The sequence below is a fragment of the Turicibacter sp. HGF1 genome (genome assembly GCF_000191865.1).
GTDB lineage: Bacteria > Bacillota_I > Bacilli_A > MOL361 > Turicibacteraceae > Turicibacter > Turicibacter sanguinis.
In genome coordinates, this window is the sequence record NZ_AEXQ01000087.1 from 12,059 (window position 1) to 30,124 (window position 18,066).

Annotated in this window: 16 protein-coding genes and 3 other annotated features; all 16 genes read right to left on the reverse strand. The window is 35.2% G+C overall.

The window, feature by feature from the left end; genetic code table 11:
* Positions 1–7: 7 nt before the first annotated feature.
* Positions 8–1,276: a tyrosine--tRNA ligase gene (gene tyrS, locus HMPREF9402_RS08640; RefSeq protein WP_006785348.1), complete on the reverse strand. Its 1,269-nt coding sequence runs from the start codon at positions 1,274–1,276 to the stop codon at positions 8–10.
* A gap of 365 nt (positions 1,277–1,641) precedes the next feature.
* Positions 1,642–1,854, reverse strand: a binding site (T-box leader).
* Positions 1,855–1,903: 49 nt separating this feature from the next.
* A complete protein-coding gene (locus tag HMPREF9402_RS08645; protein ID WP_006785347.1) occupies positions 1,904–2,893 on the reverse strand; it encodes a substrate-binding domain-containing protein in 990 nt (329 codons plus the stop codon).
* Positions 2,894–3,111: 218 nt separating this feature from the next.
* Positions 3,112–4,170 (reverse strand): bifunctional 3-deoxy-7-phosphoheptulonate synthase/chorismate mutase, encoded by a 1,059-nt coding sequence (locus HMPREF9402_RS08650; protein WP_009607146.1) that lies wholly within the window; start codon positions 4,168–4,170, stop codon positions 3,112–3,114.
* A gap of 130 nt (positions 4,171–4,300) precedes the next feature.
* Positions 4,301–6,718 carry a phenylalanine--tRNA ligase subunit beta gene (pheT, locus tag HMPREF9402_RS08655; protein WP_006785345.1) on the reverse strand — a complete coding sequence of 806 codons (2,418 nt, stop codon included), beginning with the start codon at positions 6,716–6,718 and terminating at the stop codon, positions 4,301–4,303.
* Between the two features lie 31 nt (positions 6,719–6,749).
* The gene (gene pheS, locus HMPREF9402_RS08660; RefSeq protein ID WP_006785344.1) at positions 6,750–7,778 is read right to left on the reverse strand and encodes a phenylalanine--tRNA ligase subunit alpha; all 1,029 of its coding nucleotides are present in this window, start codon (positions 7,776–7,778) and stop codon (positions 6,750–6,752) included.
* Positions 7,779–7,824: 46 nt separating this feature from the next.
* Positions 7,825–8,030 (reverse strand) — a binding site (T-box leader).
* Between the two features lie 67 nt (positions 8,031–8,097).
* The gene (locus HMPREF9402_RS08665; RefSeq protein ID WP_006785343.1) at positions 8,098–9,207 is read right to left on the reverse strand and encodes a Nif3-like dinuclear metal center hexameric protein; all 1,110 of its coding nucleotides are present in this window, start codon (positions 9,205–9,207) and stop codon (positions 8,098–8,100) included.
* A complete protein-coding gene (locus HMPREF9402_RS08670) occupies positions 9,195–9,884 on the reverse strand; it encodes a tRNA (adenine(22)-N(1))-methyltransferase (protein ID WP_006785342.1) in 690 nt (229 codons plus the stop codon). The genes HMPREF9402_RS08665 and HMPREF9402_RS08670 overlap by 13 nt, the downstream gene beginning before the upstream one ends.
* Before the next feature lie 11 nt (positions 9,885–9,895).
* The gene (gene rpoD, locus HMPREF9402_RS08675; protein WP_006785341.1) at positions 9,896–11,266 is read right to left on the reverse strand and encodes an RNA polymerase sigma factor RpoD; all 1,371 of its coding nucleotides are present in this window, start codon (positions 11,264–11,266) and stop codon (positions 9,896–9,898) included.
* A 14-nt stretch (positions 11,267–11,280) separates the two neighbouring features.
* On the reverse strand, positions 11,281–13,077 hold the full coding sequence (gene dnaG / locus HMPREF9402_RS08680) for a DNA primase (protein ID WP_009607147.1): 1,797 nt from the start codon (positions 13,075–13,077) through the stop codon (positions 11,281–11,283).
* Positions 13,078–13,124: 47 nt separating this feature from the next.
* Positions 13,125–14,498, reverse strand: a complete 1,374-nt coding sequence (locus HMPREF9402_RS08685) for a glycine--tRNA ligase (RefSeq protein WP_009607148.1) — start codon at positions 14,496–14,498, stop codon at positions 13,125–13,127.
* Positions 14,499–14,577: 79 nt separating this feature from the next.
* Positions 14,578–14,755 (reverse strand) — a binding site (T-box leader).
* Between the two features lie 139 nt (positions 14,756–14,894).
* Positions 14,895–15,638, reverse strand: a complete 744-nt coding sequence (recO, locus tag HMPREF9402_RS08690; protein ID WP_006785338.1) for a DNA repair protein RecO — start codon at positions 15,636–15,638, stop codon at positions 14,895–14,897.
* 4 nt (positions 15,639–15,642) lie between these two features.
* Positions 15,643–15,804 (reverse strand): YqzL family protein, encoded by a 162-nt coding sequence (locus HMPREF9402_RS14200; protein ID WP_006785337.1) that lies wholly within the window; start codon positions 15,802–15,804, stop codon positions 15,643–15,645.
* A gap of 100 nt (positions 15,805–15,904) precedes the next feature.
* Complete coding sequence (gene era, locus HMPREF9402_RS08695; protein ID WP_006785336.1) at positions 15,905–16,813, reverse strand: GTPase Era; 909 nt, start codon at positions 16,811–16,813, stop codon at positions 15,905–15,907.
* Positions 16,813–17,217: a cytidine deaminase gene (gene cdd / locus HMPREF9402_RS08700; RefSeq protein WP_009607145.1), complete on the reverse strand. Its 405-nt coding sequence runs from the start codon at positions 17,215–17,217 to the stop codon at positions 16,813–16,815. Before cdd ends, era begins: the two co-directional genes overlap by 1 nt.
* 8 nt (positions 17,218–17,225) lie before the next feature.
* Positions 17,226–17,615, reverse strand: coding sequence for a diacylglycerol kinase family protein (locus HMPREF9402_RS08705; RefSeq protein ID WP_006785334.1), 390 nt, complete (start codon positions 17,613–17,615; stop codon positions 17,226–17,228).
* Positions 17,593–18,066, reverse strand: a complete 474-nt coding sequence (ybeY, locus tag HMPREF9402_RS08710; protein ID WP_006785333.1) for an rRNA maturation RNase YbeY — start codon at positions 18,064–18,066, stop codon at positions 17,593–17,595. The genes HMPREF9402_RS08705 and ybeY overlap by 23 nt, the downstream gene beginning before the upstream one ends.

An 18,066-nucleotide genomic window follows, 5' to 3' on the forward strand; every position in this document is an offset into this window, starting at 1 on the left:
TTTTTGACTAAACGTGTTTAATTAAGAAATATTTCTTCTTACCACGGCGGATGACTGTAAACTTACCACCAATTGCATTTTCTTTTGATACAATAAATTCTAAATTATTAACTTTTTCTCCGTTAATTAAGATTGAATTATTATTGATGAATTCACGTGATTCACGTTTTGAGCTAGCCGCTTTAGCAAACACTAAGGCATCCACTAAGTTAAGATCTTCAGCTAATTCAACTGATGGAACATCTTTGAATCCAACTTCGATTTCTTCAGCAGTTAATCCTGCAAGGTTTCCACTGAATAAGGCTTCTGTAATTTTTAAGGCTTGTTCGTAAGCTTCAACACCATGAACTAAAGTTACCACTTCACGTGCTAATACTTTTTGTCCATGACGTAAATGTGGTGCTTCTTTAAATTCTGCTTCTACTGCTTCAATTTCTTCTTTTGTTAAGAATGTGAAGTATTTTAAGAATTTGACAACATCTTCGTCAGCTGTGTTGATTAAGAATTGGTATAACTCATATGGAGATGTTTTCTTACGATCTAACCAAACAGCTCCACCTGCTGTTTTTCCAAACTTTGTTCCATCCGCTTTTGTTACTAATGGCATTGTTAATCCAACTGCTTTTTCTTCATGTCCTAATTGTTTACGAATTAACTCAAGTCCAGAGGTAATATTCCCCCATTGATCCGATCCACCAATTTGTAACACACATTTTTTGGTTTCATATAAATGTTTGAAATCCATTCCTTGTAAAATCGTATAAGAGAATTCAGTGAATGTCATCCCTTTATCTAAACGTGAACATACAAGGTCTTTCGCTAAAATATAGTTAACATTAAAGTATTTCCCAACATCACGTAAGAAATCAAGCATATTAACATTTGAAGTCCAATCATAATTATTTACGATTTCAGCACCATTTGCTTCAGTCTCATTGAAATCTAAGAATTGAGATAATTGTCCTTTAATACTGTTAGACCATTTTTCAACTGTTTCTAAATTACTATCTGGACGTTCAACCGAACGACCTGATGGATCCCCGATTAATCCTGTTGCTCCTCCTACAAGAGCTAATGGTTTATGCCCTGCTAATTGGAATCGTTTTAAAATTAAAATCATTAATAAATGTCCAATATGTAAACTATCTGCTGTTGGGTCAAAACCACAGTATAACGTGATATTCCCTTTCTCAACTAACTCATCTAAAGCATCAAAATCCGTACAATCATTAATTAACCCACGCCATTGTAGGTCTTTTAAGAATTCATTTTTCATTTCATTCACCTCTTCAACAATATTTTGAAAGATATAACTTAATCAGCAGCCTTACAATGCTTCAAGCAATCAAATAAATGGATCGAAAACCCTCAGGACAAGTTGTACTAAGCTCTTATCCTAAAAATGATTCATTCCTAGTAGTAGGGCTCAGCTACACCTCGCCTAGAATATACGGATAACACACGCCCGAGGCGGTGTATAGTTCAGCTAAGTCGCTAACGCGACTAGCTGAGGACAACTAACAGCCCTTCGTGGGAATATCTAATCTTCGCAAGATATTCCAAACACTCAGGATAAGTTTGACTAAGTAATCGAAGATTACTAGTCCAACTAAAAATCCCTCCACTCTACGTATTGTAGAATGAAGGGACGATTATAGTCGCGGTACCACCCAACTTGTTAGATCAAAAAGGTTTTGATTTAACCACTTGATTTGATAACGGATTGTTTCCGGTTCATTTGAACATGCTCCAAGATTGTAATTCGATTTCATTATTGCCTTAGTTCTCACCGTCCACTAAGTCTCTGATACTGCATTTCAATGATTTCTACTGTGATCTTTTCATTGCATTATTATTTATCTTTTGACTGGATTATAACAAAAGCAGTCGAGCATTGTCAACCTTATTTTGTTGTATTACGCCATACAAATGAGTGAGGTAACGTGATTTGTGTTTCTGTTACTTCTTCCTCTTTCATTAACTTCGTTAATAAACGCATCGCAACTGCCCCAATATCGTATGTTGGGATATTGATTGTACTTAATTGAGGACGTGACATAATTGCATATTTTGTATTTTGGAATCCGATAATTTCTAACTCATCTGGCACACTAATTCCATGTTCAATGGCTGCATTCATAAACATAACAGCAACAGAGTCACGAACAGCTAAGGCTGCATCAGGTGCTTGGTTATTGGCAAAGAATTCTTTGAATGACTCTAATGAGTTTTCAAATTTATTGTATAAACCTAAGATACGTGGTTCAAGTCCCGCTTCAGCTAAGGCACGACGATATCCTTGTTCTTTTAAATCATTCATTGCATAATATGAACTTGACGTAATAAAGGCAATATCTTTATTTCCATTCTCAATTAATTTTTTAGTTGCTTCATAAGCCGCTAATTCATAATTAATTAAAACGGCTGGGATACGCTCATCTAAATCTTTAACTGATAATAAAACCGTTGGCACTGTATCATTTGCTAAACGTGTAATTTCCTCATCACTTAAACGATCGGCCATCATTAAAACACCGTCTACTTGAGAAGCAATCATGTTCTGCCAAACATTTGCTGCAATATCTAATTCATTATGTGTTACATTTAAGAACACTGAATAACGATATTTATCTGCGATATCAGCCACTCCATCAATCATTTCTGATACTGATGCACGAGAACATGTTGGAACAATTAATCCAACGTTTGTTGAACGACGACTTGCAAGTCCACGTGCAATCGCATTTGGACGGTATCCTAATTCATTGATTGCAGCTAAAACACGTTCACGAGTTTTTGGCTTTACTTTTTCTGGGTTATTTAAAACGCGAGATACTGTTGCTAGTGAAACATCCGCAACACGTGCCACATCGTAAATCGTTACTTTTGACATAACATCACTCCTAAATGTAAATTTTTCCTGTACCTATTTATCATTTTACCTTACACACTTTTCGTTTGCAAGCGTTAACATGCCCTTTATATTTCGATACATAGACAATTTTAGCGAAAATAAAACTATTTCGCAATAATATAATGAAAATTTTCATAAATAAACCGTTTGCTTTTTGAAAACTTATTCTATTATAGGCAGGAATGGGTTTTCATATTCTATTTTGAAAGATTTTTATAAAAATCATCAAATTCTTCCAAACTCATTTGTTGCGCAGCATCCGATAAAGCAACGCATGGATTCGGATGAACCTCTGCCATGATTCCATCTGCTCCTACCGCAAGTGCCGCTTTGGCAATCGGTAATAAAATATCCTTACGCCCTGTTGAATGAGTAATATCAACAAATACTGGTAAATGTGTTTCTTGTTTTAAAATTGGAACTGCAGAAATATCTAATGTATTACGAGTTGCTTTTTCGTAAGTACGAATTCCACGTTCACATAACATAACATTTGGATTTCCATGCATTGTAATATATTCAGCAGCATTAATGAACTCTTCAATCGTTGCACTTAAGCCTCGTTTTAATAGCACAGGTTTATCGATTTGCCCAACTGCCTTTAATAACGAGAAGTTTTGCATATTACGTGCTCCAATTTGAACCACATCTAAATAGGGTAAAGCTTCTTCTAAATCTTTTGCATCCATGATTTCACTAACCACGCGTAACCCATATTTTTTTGCTGTTTCCGACATAATTTTCAACCCTTCGACTCCTAAACCTTGGAAATCATATGGCGATGTACGTGGCTTAAATGCACCTCCACGGATGTATTTTAAACCTTTGTCTGCTAAATTCTTAGCCACGAGCTCCATTTGTTCTTTTGATTCAACGCTACATGGACCAAAAATCAGAGTTTGAACATCACCTCCGACCAAGTCACCTTGAACATCAATCACCGTATCATGAGCTTTATTTTTTCGAGATACTAATAATCCTTTTTGACTATTATCTTCTTGTAACTTCACACTCAACTTAAAGATTTCTTTAAAAATATGAACCATCATTTCATCCGTCATCGGTCCATTATTTTTAGCTTTTAAACTTTCTAAAATTTGATGTTCACGAATGGGATCATATTTTTTTAATCCTTGTTTATCTTTTTCGCGTCCTACTAATTCTACAATAGCAGTACGTTCGTTTAATAACTCAAGCATTTGTAAATTAATTTCATCTATACGATCTCTAAGCTGTTTTAGATTTTGATTTGTCATGTTTTCACCTCATCTGTCATTACTATTTCTATTATAACCAACTTTTCTGTTTTTTGAAAACTTTTCACTAATATTCTCATCAAAATAAAAAGAAACAAGTCGAAACTTGTTCCTTTTTAGGTTTTGATAATTATCCGCGTAACACAGCATCATGTTCTGCTGTTAAAGCATCTAATACTTTTTGATGTGTTGGTTGTAAATCTTCGTCTGTTAATGTTTTTTCACGATCTAAGTAGTAAAGTGAAATCGCAACAGATTTCTTACCTTCTTCTACTCCCTTACCTTCATAAATATCGAACACTTCAACTGTTTGTAATAATTTATTAGCAGCCTTTTTAATCGTTTGAACTAGGTCGTCAGCTAACACTTCACGATTTACCACTAAGGCAATATCACGAGTCATCCCTGGATGTTTAGCGATGATTTCATATCCAGGTTTTGATGTTTCTAATCCGTATAAAGCATCTAATGATAATTCAAAAACATATGTTTCATTTAAATCTAATTCTTGTTGTAAGGCAGGGTGAACTTGACCGACTACTCCAACTGTTACATCATTTACTAACACAACCGCACTACGTCCTGGATGGAAGTCTTTATATTCCGTTGCATCAACTGGACGATAAGTAACATTTAAATGACCCATTTCAGTTAATAATGTCTCAACATATCCTTTAGCTACAAAGAAGTCAACATTTTCAACTTTTCCTTGCCATTTATTTTGGATTAATTGTCCCGTTACCGCACCTGAAATTTTCGTTTCTTCTACGTAATCCCCTTCAGTTTGTCCGTATACTTTACCAATTTCATAAATTGCAACATTAGCCATTGTACGAGCATTGTTGTAACGAACGACTTCTAATAATCCTGGAATTGTTGATTGACGTAAGTAAGCACGCTCTTCACTCATTGGCATTGATAACTTAACGGTTTCTTTTACATCTGCTGGTAATGATAAGAATTGAGTCGCTTTTTCCTCACTTGTTAATGAATACGTAATCACTTGTGTTAGCCCACATGCTTTTAACGTTTCATGAGCACGATTACGTACTAATTGAATTGGTGAATATCCACCTTTAATATCTGTTGAAGGGAGGGTTGTTGGGATTTTATCGTATCCATAAATACGCCCCGCTTCTTCAATTAAATCTTCAACAATTGTAATATCTAAGCGTCGAGATGGCACATGAACTGTGAAGACTTCACCATTTAAATCATAAGTAAATTGTAAACGAGACCAAATTGATGCCACTTCATCCGTTGACATGTTTGTTCCTAAAACTGAGTTAATTTTTTCGGCTGTAATCTCAATGTCAACCGCTGTTAATTCAAATCGATCATCTGCCACGATTCCTTGGCAAACTTCACCATTTGCAAGCTCAGCTAATAATGAAGCTGCACGATTTAACGCTAACTCGACACGTTGAGGATCAATTCCCTTTTCAAAACGAGCTGACGCTTCAGAACGTAATCCTAAGCGAGTTGCTGTTTTACGAACTTGAAGACGATCAAACATTGCAGATTCTAATAAAACAGTTTTTGTTTCATCGGTAACCTCTGTATTTTCTCCCCCCATTACGCCGGCAATCGCAATTGGCGTTTTTCCGTCTGTAATGATGATATCTCCTTCAACCAATTCACGATCTTGACCGTCTAACGTTTTAATTGTTTCACCATTAACAGCTTCACGTACAACGATTTCTTTTGACGTAATCGTCTCATAATCAAATGCATGTAATGGTTGTCCCATTTCTAACATGACGAAGTTTGTGACATCGACTACGTTATTTTTCGGACGCATCCCTGCTGCGATTAACATCGCTTGTAACCATTGTGGAGATTCCTTAATTTCAACATTTTTCACCACGCGTGTTAAATAAGCTGGTGATTTTTCTGTGTTAGATGTTACTTTGATTAAATCTTTAGCTGCTTCTGCTACTTCGTTAACAGAAACCTCTTCAAATTTAACCTCACGTGATAAAATAGCTCCAACTTCGTAAGCCACTCCATACATAGATAAACAATCCATACGGTTAGGTGTTAATCCTAATTCAATGACCGTATCATTGAATTTTAAATATTCTAATGCATCCATTCCAACCGGTGCATCATCCGCACAAACGAAGATTCCTTCAGCATAAGCTGTTGGAACTAATTTTTGCTCAATTCCTAATTCTTTTAATGAACAGCACATTCCGTTTGATTCTTCACCGCGTAATTTAGAACGTTTAATTTTAAAGTTTCCTGGTAAAACAGCTCCTGGTTTAGCGACAATAATTTTTTGTCCCGCAGCTACGTTTTTCGCTCCACAAACGATTTGAAGAACCCCTTCTTCTCCTCCAACATCTACTTGGCAAACCGATAATTTATCGGCATTTGGATGTTGAACACGTTCTAAAACATGACCAATAACAATATTTGTTGCATCTGATAAGATATTTACTGATTCTACTTCGATTCCTGTGCGTGTAATACGCTCTGCTAATTCTTTTGGATCAATATCGCTAATATTGACATATTGATTTAACCAATTTACTGAAACTAACATGTTATAGCCTCCAATTCCTATTAAAAATGTCTTATTTAAATTGATTGATAAATCTTAAATCATTTGTATAGAAGTTACGGATATCTTCAATTCCGTATTTAAGCATTGCAATACGTTCTGCTCCAATACCAAAGGCAAATCCTTGATATACTTTTGAGTCAAATCCAGACATTTCTAATACGTTTGGATGAACCATACCTGCTCCTAAAATTTCAATCCATCCTGTACCTTTACAAATGTTACATCCACATCCACCACATTTTGAGCATGTTACGTCCACTTCAACTGATGGTTCAGTGAATGGGAAGAATGATGGGCGTAAACGGATTTCGCGATCTTGACCAAACATTTGACGTGCAAGTTCAAGTAATGTTCCTTTTAAATCAGCCATTGTTACATCAGTATCAACTACTAATCCTTCAATTTGTGTAAATTGATGTGAGTGAGTCGCATCATCATCATCACGACGGTATACTTTACCTGGACAGATAATTTTAATTGGACCTTTTCCTTTCGCTGCTTCTAAAACGCGTGCTTGAACAGGTGATGTATGCGTACGTAATAATGATTCTTCTGTAATATAGAATGAATCTTGCATATCACGAGCTGGATGACCTTTAGGTAAGTTTAAAAGTTCGAAGTTATAATGATCCCATTCAACTTCTGGTCCTTCTTCTACCGTATATCCCATTGAAATAAATAATGATTCTAATTCATTTGTCACCGCCTGTAATGGGTGCGTTACTCCAATGTTTACTGTACGACCTGGTAATGTCACGTCGATCGTTTCATTTGCTAATTTTTGTTGAATCGCTAAAGCCTCTAACTCTTCTTTTTTTGTTTCAATCGCTGCTGAGATTGCATTTTTTACTTCATTTGAAACAGCTCCTGCACTTTTACGTTCTTCAGGTTGCATATCTTTCATATTTTTCATTACTTCTTGGATTGGACCTTTTTTACCAAGATATTTAACACGAAGATCATTTAACTCTTTTAAATCTGTCGTATTTGATACTTCATTAATTGCTTCGATTTGTAACTCTTTTAATCGATTTAGCATGACGATTCCTCCAAACTTATTTTTAAAAAATAAAAAAACGTCCTTAAAAAAGGACGTTTCACACGCGGTACCACCTTCATTGACAAATCATTGACTTGTCCACTCAAAACAGATAACGGGGAGTTCCCGGGTGTGATTAGCACCACTCATAAGGTGAATTCATGAGCTATCTCTATAAGAATACTTTCAGTCTACGATATTCTCTCCCTGAATAGCTAGTCCTCACTACTATGCCTCATTCAACGTTTTTTTATTTTTTCTTAGTTCTATTATATACATTGAACCTAAAAAAGACAATATTTTATGTGATTTATTCATTTTAAACAAATTGGAAGGGTTCCGTACTAATCACGGATGCAGTTGCAATCTCTCCAAACAACTCATTTAAAATAGCAGCAACGTGCTCTTTCATTACATACTCTGCATGGTGACCAACATCTAAGACATTTAAGCCCATATCCTGTGCATCTTGAGCATCGTGGAATCCAACATCACCTGTAATAAATAAATCTACTTTTTTCGCTTTGACAGGTCCGATATAACTTGCCCCACTACCACCAATGATAGCGACTGTTTTAATGGTTTTATCTAGTGAACCGACAAAACGTGCATTTTCAATCTTTAATGACTTTTTGACGTGTTTAATATAATCAACAGCTTTTAAAGGGGTCGGAACTTGTCCCATACGTCCAAGTCCGTACTGAGCATCAGGCATCGTCACATTTAAGGCATAGACATCATACGCCATTTCCTCATATGGATGGACCGATTTAATTTTTGCAATGGCGCTTCCAACTAAAGCGGTCGGAATAACCCCTTCTAATTTTACTTCTTCAACCAATTCTACTTCATTTACATTTCCTAAAAACGGTTGACTTCCATCAAGCGGTTTAAATGAACCAATTCCCGTACTCGCAAAGGTACAATGAGAATAATTTCCGATTTGCCCAACACCCGCTTCTGACATCACTTGACGAATCGAATCACTGTGAGTAGCTGGTGTATAGATGACTAATTTAGAATATTCTTCACGTTTGGTTGGAATTAACGGTTGAATATTTTCTAAACCGATGGTTTGAGCTAAACAATCATTCATCCCATTTTTCGCAATATCAAAATTAGTATGCATCGCATAAACACAAATATCATGTTTAATACAAAGTTCAACAATTTTTCCTTTTGGCGTATTGGTATTAATGTTCGCTAAAGGACGAAAAATGAATGGATGATGAGCAACAATTAAGTTCGCTCCTTTTTCAATCGCTTCTTCAACGACAGATTTCGTCACATCAAGTGTGACTAAAACTTTTGTTAACGGACGATTAACATTTCCAATATGTAATCCATTTGGGTCTTTATCAAACGCCGCTAAATGTTTTGGATATAAAGTTTCTAATTGTTTAATCACATCTGAAATTACGATTGACATTTTAAAACCTCCGATAATAATGCCTGGCGAGCTTCTAAATCAGCCAAGCGTGGATGATTAACGGCTAACTGATCCATAATTTCTTGATTTTTATTAAATTCTTTCATCCATCTTGCTTTAAACACCTCATCATTTGGTGTCTGACGTAAAATAGGTCCAAATTCAAGATCTAGTTCGTTATATGAAGTCTCTTCATCAGTAGGTTCCGCTACAATGACTTCATAAAACTTCCCTTCATCTAAGACGATTTTTTCATCAATGATTGTAAACGAATGGTTAGATAACCAAGCTCGAACTAAATTTGCATCGATGTTAGGTTGTAAAACTAATCGCTTAAATGATGTTGTGAGTGGAATGTCTGCGTCTAAAATAGAAACAATCAGTTTTCCTCCCATTCCTGCAACGACAACCCCTTCTACTTCACTAGGAGCTAAAATGGATAACCCGCCACCTAGACGAGTTTCTATTTTAGCTTCTAATCCATATCGTTTGATAGTTGCTTTAGCTGACTCTAATGGGCCAACTCCAATATCTGCAGCAATTGCATAAGTCAACTGATTGTCAAGCATTCCAACACAAGGTAAATAAGCATGATCCGTTCCAATATCTGCAATTTTTTGCAAAGGTTTTAACGCATCTAAACATGTTTGTAATCGTGTTGAAAGTTCATAACTCATATTTTATATTCCTATTCTTCCATGAAGTCTTTTAAACGACGGCTACGAGATGGGTGGCGAAGTTTACGTAAGGCCTTCGCTTCAATTTGACGAATACGTTCACGTGTCACACCAAATTCTTTTCCTACTTCTTCAAGCGTACGAGTACGTCCATCTTCAAGTCCAAAACGTAAACGGAGAACACGTTCTTCGCGATCCGTTAATGTTTCTAACACATCGTCTAATTCTTTTTTTAGCATTTCATTTGAGGCGAATTCAGATGGTGATAAGGCATCCGCATCTGGGATGAAATCTCCTAAATGAGAATCATCTTCTTCACCTACTGGTGATTCTAATGAAACAGGTTCTTGTGAAATTTTTAAAATTTCGCGTACTTTTTCAGGAGCGATTCCCATTTTCTCAGAAATTTCTTCTGGTAAAGGTTCACGCCCTAATTCTTGAACTAATTGACGTTGAATACGAACTAATTTATTAATTGTTTCAACCATGTGAACCGGAATACGAATGGTACGCGCTTGATCCGCAATCGCACGTGTAATAGCTTGACGAATCCACCATGTTGCATAAGTCGAGAATTTAAATCCTTTACGATAATCGAATTTTTCAACCGCTTTAATTAATCCCATATTTCCTTCTTGAATTAAATCTAAGAATAACATCCCACGTCCAACATGACGTTTAGCGATACTAACAACTAAACGTAAGTTAGCTTCAACAAGACGTTTTTTTGCATATTCACCTTCTTGAATAACACGTCGTGCTTCTTCATCACTTAATTCAGTAACCCCAATTAAAAACTCATTTCCGTCATTTGCTTCCCCAGCATCTTGGATTAATAAATCAATACGTTCTAACAACTCTTCCGGAAGCGGCTCATTTTTACGGCGTATTTCTAAAATTTCTGATGAGATATCTCCACGTTCAATCTTTTTCGCAAAGTTAATTTCTTCTTGACTAGATAATAATTCAACGCGTCCAATTTCTTTTAAATACATACGAACTGGATCATTAATTTTAAATTGTGAGGTGAATTCAAACTCATCAAATTTTTCTTCTAAATCAACTTCATCTTCAGTAGAGAAATTGGCTGGAATATTATCTTCATCTTCGTCAGCATCAAAATCTGGTAATAATAAGACTGTATCTTCCTCTTCTGTCTCACCAACTTCAGGCGTTTCAACAATTTTCTCAGATTTAACAATGCTGATTCCTTCTGAATCATATAAATCTAAAAATGAACTAATCATTTCTGGATCTAATTGAACTTGTTCAAAACTATTGTTGATTTCATCGTATGTTAAATAACCGCGCTTCTTTCCTAACTTGATTAGTTGACTATTAATTTCCAGAATTTTTTTCTCGTCAAGTACCGGATTTGACATAAAACCACTCCTTTTTACTTACCAAACTGCTGTTTAAGTTGATTAACTTTACCTAGTAGTTCCAATTTTTCATGATCTAATGTTGCTTCACTGATTTGCTTTTTTAACTGCTCCATTTGGGCTTTATAAACATACTCTTTCACAACTAATATTAAATCACGGATGACATTATCGTTCGTTAAAGGTGGTAAGGTCTCACATTCAAAAATAATGTCCGTGATTGGTTTCACTAACGCTTCATCAATCCAATTTAAAAAATATTGTAAATTCATTGTCTCATGTACGGTGTAATAATCTAAAATGTAAAGGACAATGTTTCGTCTCGTCGGATCATTTAAGTAACCATTTAATTCTTTCTCTACCTGCAAAGCGACACGTCGGTCTTTTAACATATAATGAATTAACATTTTTTCTGACCGGTCATACTTAGTGTCTCTCAAATGATGGCGTCTCATTTGACTCATTTCATTTTTATTGTTGTTAATATTGGTATTTTTATACACTTGACTTTTTCCACTTGCAAACTCTTGTAAAATACTTTGTTCTCCGATGGAGATATCTTGCGCTAATTTTTTCAATATTAACTCCTGAAGAGTCGGACTTTGTAAAGAATATGCTAAATGATAAATAGCACGTTTAAATTGATCGCGATGACTGACAAATTCTAAATTAAACTGACGTTTGATATAACGATATTGATAATCGATGGCGGGAATTGCCTGATCAACTAATTTCGAAAAGGCTTCGGCACCATTTGTTTTTATGAATTCATCCGGGTCCATCTTCGATGGAATCTCGACAACACTTACTATAAAGTTTTGCGACATTAAAATTGGAATGGCTTTATTAGCAGCAGCTAATCCAGCTTTATCTCCGTCATAACAAATAATGATATGATCGGTTAAACGTCTTAATTCTCGACCATGATCTTCGGTAAAGGCTGTCCCCATTGTGGCAACAGATTCTGAAATTCCTGCTTCCACAGCAGAAATAACATCTAAAAATCCTTCAAATAACAGTACTCGGTTATGACGTCGAATGGCTAACTTTGCCTCATGCAAGTTATAAATCAGTTTCCCCTTTTGAAATAATGGTGATTCCGGAGAATTTACATACTTTCCTAAATGTGTGTCCCCCTCTAAAAAGACACGCCCACTAAATCCAACCACTTTTCCTACCTTATCAAAAATTGGGAACATAATCCGAGATTTAAATCGGTCATAATATTGACCATTATGCTCGTTTAATAACCCAAGTTGTGTTGCCTGAGGTAAAGAAAATTGGTTATTTGCTAATGTTTTGACAAGAGCATCCGAGTAGGATGGAGATAAACCAATACCAAATTGCTCAATCATTTCCGCTGACATTCCACGTTTTGTTAAATACTCAAGGGCGATTTTTCCCTCTTTTGTATGATTCAGATAATAATGGTAAAACCCTTTAGAAAATTCTAAAAGGTCATACTCATTTTTATATTTTGAATTTTGTGTAGACTGCGAAAGACTAGCAACTAAGTCGGTTTGAATTCCTGCTCGTTGTGCCAATTTTAAAATAGCCTGTGGGTAAGAAATTGCTTCAAGTTGTGAAATAAAAGAAATAACATTTCCACCTTCACCACAACCAAAGCATTTATAAATTCCTTTATCCGGTGACACCACAAAAGAAGGGGTGTTTTCACCGTGAAAAGGACATAAGCCTTTATAGTTTTTACCGGCTTTAGTTAATTGAACATAATCACTAACAACATCAACAATGTCACTTTGTGCAATGACTTGATCAAATAATTCTTGTGGAATCCGACCCTTATTCACCGTAAATCACCCTCTCTCCTATAATGTCTAATTAGTAAAACTATGTTTTAGAATTGAATTTTTGATGTGATGTACTCAACTAACTCATCAATTGCAACACGTTCTTGTTCCATTGTATCACGGTGACGAACAGTTACTTTTTTATCTTCTAATGAATCATAATCGAATATCACACAGAATGGTGTCCCGATTGCATCTTGACGACGGTAACGTTTACCAATTGTTCCTGCTTCATCATAATCTACCATCATGTGTTTTGATAAATCTGCAAATACTTCTAAAGCTTGCTCATTTAATTTTTTAACTAATGGTAATACTGCCACTTTATAAGGAGCTAAAGCTGGATGGAATTTTAACACTTCACGTGTTTCACCATTTTCTAATGTCTCTTCTGCATAAGCATCAACTAAAAAGGCTAAGGTTACACGATCAGCTCCAACCGATGGTTCAATACAATATGGCACGTATTTTTCATTCGTTGTTGGATCTTGGTATTCAAAGTTTGCTCCTGATTCTTTCATATGAGCTTTTAAGTCGAAATCTGTACGATTTGCAACTCCCCATAATTCTCCCCATCCGAATGGGAAACGATATTCAATATCTGATGTTCCGTTACTATAATGACTTAATTCTTCTGGTGAATGTTCACGTTGACGGATGTGCTCTGGGTTCATTCCTAAGCTTACTAGCCAATTCCAGCAATATTCTTTCCAGAATTCATACCACTTAGCATCTTCACCTGGTTTACAGAAGAATTCTAATTCCATTTGTTCGAATTCACGTGTACGGAATGTAAAGTTTCCTGGTGTAATTTCGTTACGGAATGATTTCCCGATTTGTCCAATTCCAAATGGAATTTTTTTACGAGATGTACGTTGAACGTTTTTAAAGTTAACGAAGATTCCTTGTGCTGTTTCAGGACGTAAGTAAACAGCTGATTTTTCATCTGATACAACACCCATGTGTGTTTTGAACATTAATTCAAATTGACGAATATCTGTGAAATCATGTGCCCCACAATCTGGACATGCGATGTTATGTTCACGGATGTAATTCATCATTTGTTCTTCTGTCCATCCATCAGCTACGATATCATCTCCATGATCTTCAATTAATTTGTCGGCACGGTGACGGCTTTTACATACTTTACAGTCCATTAAAGGATCACTAAATCCTCCAACATGTCCTGATGCAACCCATGTTTGAGGGTTCATTAAGATGGCACTATCTAATCCTACATTGTATGGAGATTCTTGAATGAATTTTTTCCACCAAGCTTTTTTAACATTATTTTTTAATTCGACACCTAATGGCCCATAATCCCAAGTGTTCGCTAATCCACCATAAATTTCACTACCTTGGTAAACGAAACCTTGTGTTTTTGACATATTTACGATTTTTTCCATAGTAACTTGACTCATACTGATGCTCCTTTGCTTAACAAAATTAAGATCTTGTGAACATAGAAATAATAAAAACTCTCATACCTATGCCCACAAGCATAGGGACGAGAGTTATTCCCGCGGTTCCACCCTATTTGTAAAAAGCAAGCTTTTTACCACTTTGTTAAATATGCTCGAAAGTTCCGTTCCTTAAGAATTTGACATCTGGCTCACACCCTCCCAGACTCGCTTAAGTTCAATGCTTCAAAAGTACTATTCTTCGTCATCACATAAATATTGCATTATACTATTACCATTATATTATATCAATACATAAAACACAATATACAAAAGTATGAAAAAATAACAAAAGAAAATCATTTATTCAACAAAAAAAATCACTTAAATCGTGGCGATTTTTAAGCGATTTTGATTTTATGTTAAGTCTTTTAAAAACTTTTTCGTTCTTAAATGAAGTCCTGCATAAGTCTCATAATAAGCATCTAAAAATTGTTCAATAGGTTGTAGTAATTCATCTTCTAGCTCAACCTCTGGTAGATGATCAATATCAACTCGATAAAGTGCACGGACAATTGGAATCAAGGGCGCATCAATTAAAATAGGTTGTGTATTGTCATAACACTTGGCACAAACTAATCCACCTTGACGGATACCAATCGTGACAATCTGTTCAGTAGAACGACAATTTGCACAACAATCAAGTACTGGCTCTATCCCAAGAACCGGCATCATTTTAAATTGAAAAATTAGACTCAACAGATACGGATTATACCCCGCGTCTGCTGCGTCTAAGAAATTTTTCAATAGTCGATAAATATAAGCACTATATTCATCTGATGACACACCTTTTAAAATCAATTCAATCATGAAATAAAAATAAGCAACCGTTTCATAATCAAGCTTAATATTTAAATAATGATTTTCAACTTCTCCAGAATATAAGTAATACAATTCACTGTTTGCATTGGTTGAGGGTTTTAAATTAAAACGTGCACTTGTTAATGGTTGAACAAGTGCACTCTTTTTTGTATTAACTTTATTGGCATTTTGGACAAACACACCAATAACTCCCATATTCCGAGTCAGAACTTTTATAATTTTATGATGTTCACCATAATTAAAGTTTTTTAAAATAATCCCATCCACATCGAGCGCCATGTTGTTAATCCTCCCTTATGGCTTTCGTTGCCTCCGAACTTATTAATTCTTCTGAAAACTCAGTAGGTGAAGTTAAATCTATCTTACTATTCTCAGTTTCTTTTAATAACAAATAGTGCTCAATTTTTCCTGTACGTTTGAACACTTCCCATTCTAAGCTATTCATTTAAATCCCTTCTTACTAGCTAAGCTATTATTTAAACCCTCTAGTCATTAGGATATCCAAACTCCAAGAATTTATGACACTTTTGTCTTAAAAAGTCGAATTAGTATTCTTTTTCGCTATATCCGAAATCATTTAAGTATAATTTTTTATTACGCCAATCCTTTTGAACCTTTACCCATAACTCTAAGTAAATTTTTGTTCCAAGTAATTTCACGATATCTTTACGAGCTAGTGTTCCAATGTCTTTTAACATTTTTCCACCCTTACCAATTAAAATCCCTTTTTGTGAAGGACGTTCAACAACAATAGTCGCCATCACATCAATCACATTTTTACCTTCTACTTTTTCAATTTTATCAATAACGACAGCAACTGAATGCGGAACTTCTTCATGAGTTAAATGTAAAACTTTTTCACGAATTAACTCAGAAATAATGAAACGTTCTGGATGATCAGTAATATAATCTGATGGATAAAATTGTGGCCCTTCAGGAAGCGCCTCTTTGATAACTGAGATTAATGTCTCTACATTCTCCCCAGTCATCGCAGAAATTGGAATAATTCCAGCAAAATTATACTCTTCACGGAATGAAGCAATAACTGTTAATAATTCTTCTTTTGTAATTAAATCAATTTTATTAATGACTAAGAAAACAGGTTGTTTTACATTTTGTAAATGTTCAATAATGAAGCGATCCCCTTTTCCTACTTTCTCAGTTGCATTGACCATAAACATAACAGCATCCACTTCATTTAATGTTCCAATGGCTAAATCGGTCATAAATTTTCCAAGCTCATGTTTAGGTTTATGAATTCCTGGTGTATCAATAAAAATTGTTTGTGAATCCGCATCTGTGATAACACCTTGAATTTTATTTCGTGTTGTTTGAGGTTTATCGCTCATAATCGCAATTTTTTTCCCTAATACTTGATTTAAAAATGTTGATTTTCCAACATTAGGGCGACCAATAATTGAGACGAACCCAGACTTAAAATGTTTTTCTGTCATTATAAATCCTCCGATGTAAATGAATATGGTAATAATTCTGACACTGTATAAATTTTAATTTCGTCCTTGTTACTTAATAAAATAACTTGTGCGTCTTGTGGCATTAATTCACTCATGACTTGACGACATGCTCCACATGGTGAAATTGGACGATCTGTATTTGCTACAACTGCAATGGCCTCAATATCGTCACGACGATAACCTTTTGTAAAAGCTGTAAATAAAGCTGAGCGCTCTGCACAATTAGTCAATCCAAAAGAGGCATTTTCAACATTTGCTCCATTGATAATACTTCCATCTTTTAATTTTAAAGCCGCACCTACTGGGAATTTCGAATACGGAACATATGCATTTTGATAAGCTTCCTTCGCTGCTGCAATTAAATCTGTGTACATTTCTTTCATTTTTTCACCTACTGACTAGATATATATGGAAGAAAGATAATTCCTCCGATAATAGTTGCGATGATCGCGCTGACCAAAACGGCTCCTGCTGCGACATCTTTCGCTATTTTCGCATAAATATGATAGTCTGATGTTACTAAATCAACGGTTCTCTCTATCGCAGTATTAATCATTTCTAACGTAATCACTTGAGCAATTGTTAGAAATAACAAAATAAATTCTACTTTGCTAATACGAAAATAAAGCCCACACCCTAGCACGATTAGTGCTGCGGTATAGTGGACTTTAATATTACGCCCTATTAAGAATGATGTCAAGATACCCCGACTTGCATATTTAAACGATTTTAAAATTGCTTGAATAGAATGAGTCTCTTTAACGTCTGATTCCGAGCGCATTTAGGACATCCTCCTGTTTAGCGAACATGATTTCCTCTTCTTCTTTCACAAGATGATCATAACCTAGAAGATGTAAACATCCATGAACGGCTAAAAACGAAAGTTCACGATCAAATGAATGACCAAATCGCTCTGCTTGTTCTCGTGTGCGTGGTAATGAAATAAAGACATCACCTAACATTCTTGGCATAGGAACTCCTTGAATCTTTATTTCTCCAGGAGTTTCATCCTCAATTGCAAATGTTATAACATCTGTTACGGCATCTTTTTGACGATAATTTGCATTGATTTCACGAATTTGTTCATTATCCACAAAGATAAAACTACACTCAATAAACTCATGCGCTAAGTTTTCTTGCTTTAACGTTTCAACTACAACACGTTCAATCATTTGCTCATATCTTTCAACTGCTTCATCTGTTTGATTGTAAAATTGAATATCTACTGCCAT

Excerpts from the sequence above, each read along its gene's own strand:
- tyrS (WP_006785348.1), bottom strand. The coding sequence starts at position 1,276 with ATGAAAAATGAATTCTTAAAAGACCTACAATGGCGTGGGTTAATTAAT.
- HMPREF9402_RS08645 (WP_006785347.1), bottom strand. The coding sequence starts at position 2,893 with ATGTCAAAAGTAACGATTTACGATGTGGCACGTGTTGCGGATGTTTCA.
- HMPREF9402_RS08650 (WP_009607146.1), bottom strand. The coding sequence starts at position 4,170 with ATGACAAATCAAAATCTAAAACAGCTTAGAGATCGTATAGATGAAATT.
- pheT (WP_006785345.1), bottom strand. The coding sequence starts at position 6,718 with ATGTTAGTTTCAGTAAATTGGTTAAATCAATATGTCAATATTAGCGAT.
- pheS (WP_006785344.1), bottom strand. The coding sequence starts at position 7,778 with ATGCTAAATCGATTAAAAGAGTTACAAATCGAAGCAATTAATGAAGTA.
- HMPREF9402_RS08665 (WP_006785343.1), bottom strand. The coding sequence starts at position 9,207 with ATGTCAATCGTAATTTCAGATGTGATTAAACAATTAGAAACTTTATAT.
- HMPREF9402_RS08670 (WP_006785342.1), bottom strand. The coding sequence starts at position 9,884 with ATGAGTTATGAACTTTCAACACGATTACAAACATGTTTAGATGCGTTA.
- rpoD (WP_006785341.1), bottom strand. The coding sequence starts at position 11,266 with ATGTCAAATCCGGTACTTGACGAGAAAAAAATTCTGGAAATTAATAGT.
- HMPREF9402_RS08685 (WP_009607148.1), bottom strand. The coding sequence starts at position 14,498 with ATGAGTCAAGTTACTATGGAAAAAATCGTAAATATGTCAAAAACACAA.
- recO (WP_006785338.1), bottom strand. The coding sequence starts at position 15,638 with ATGGCGCTCGATGTGGATGGGATTATTTTAAAAAACTTTAATTATGGT.
- HMPREF9402_RS14200 (WP_006785337.1), bottom strand. The coding sequence starts at position 15,804 with ATGAATAGCTTAGAATGGGAAGTGTTCAAACGTACAGGAAAAATTGAG.
- era (WP_006785336.1), bottom strand. The coding sequence starts at position 16,813 with ATGACAGAAAAACATTTTAAGTCTGGGTTCGTCTCAATTATTGGTCGC.
- cdd (WP_009607145.1), bottom strand. The coding sequence starts at position 17,217 with ATGAAAGAAATGTACACAGATTTAATTGCAGCAGCGAAGGAAGCTTAT.
- HMPREF9402_RS08705 (WP_006785334.1), bottom strand. The coding sequence starts at position 17,615 with ATGCGCTCGGAATCAGACGTTAAAGAGACTCATTCTATTCAAGCAATT.
- ybeY (WP_006785333.1), bottom strand. The coding sequence starts at position 18,066 with ATGGCAGTAGATATTCAATTTTACAATCAAACAGATGAAGCAGTTGAA.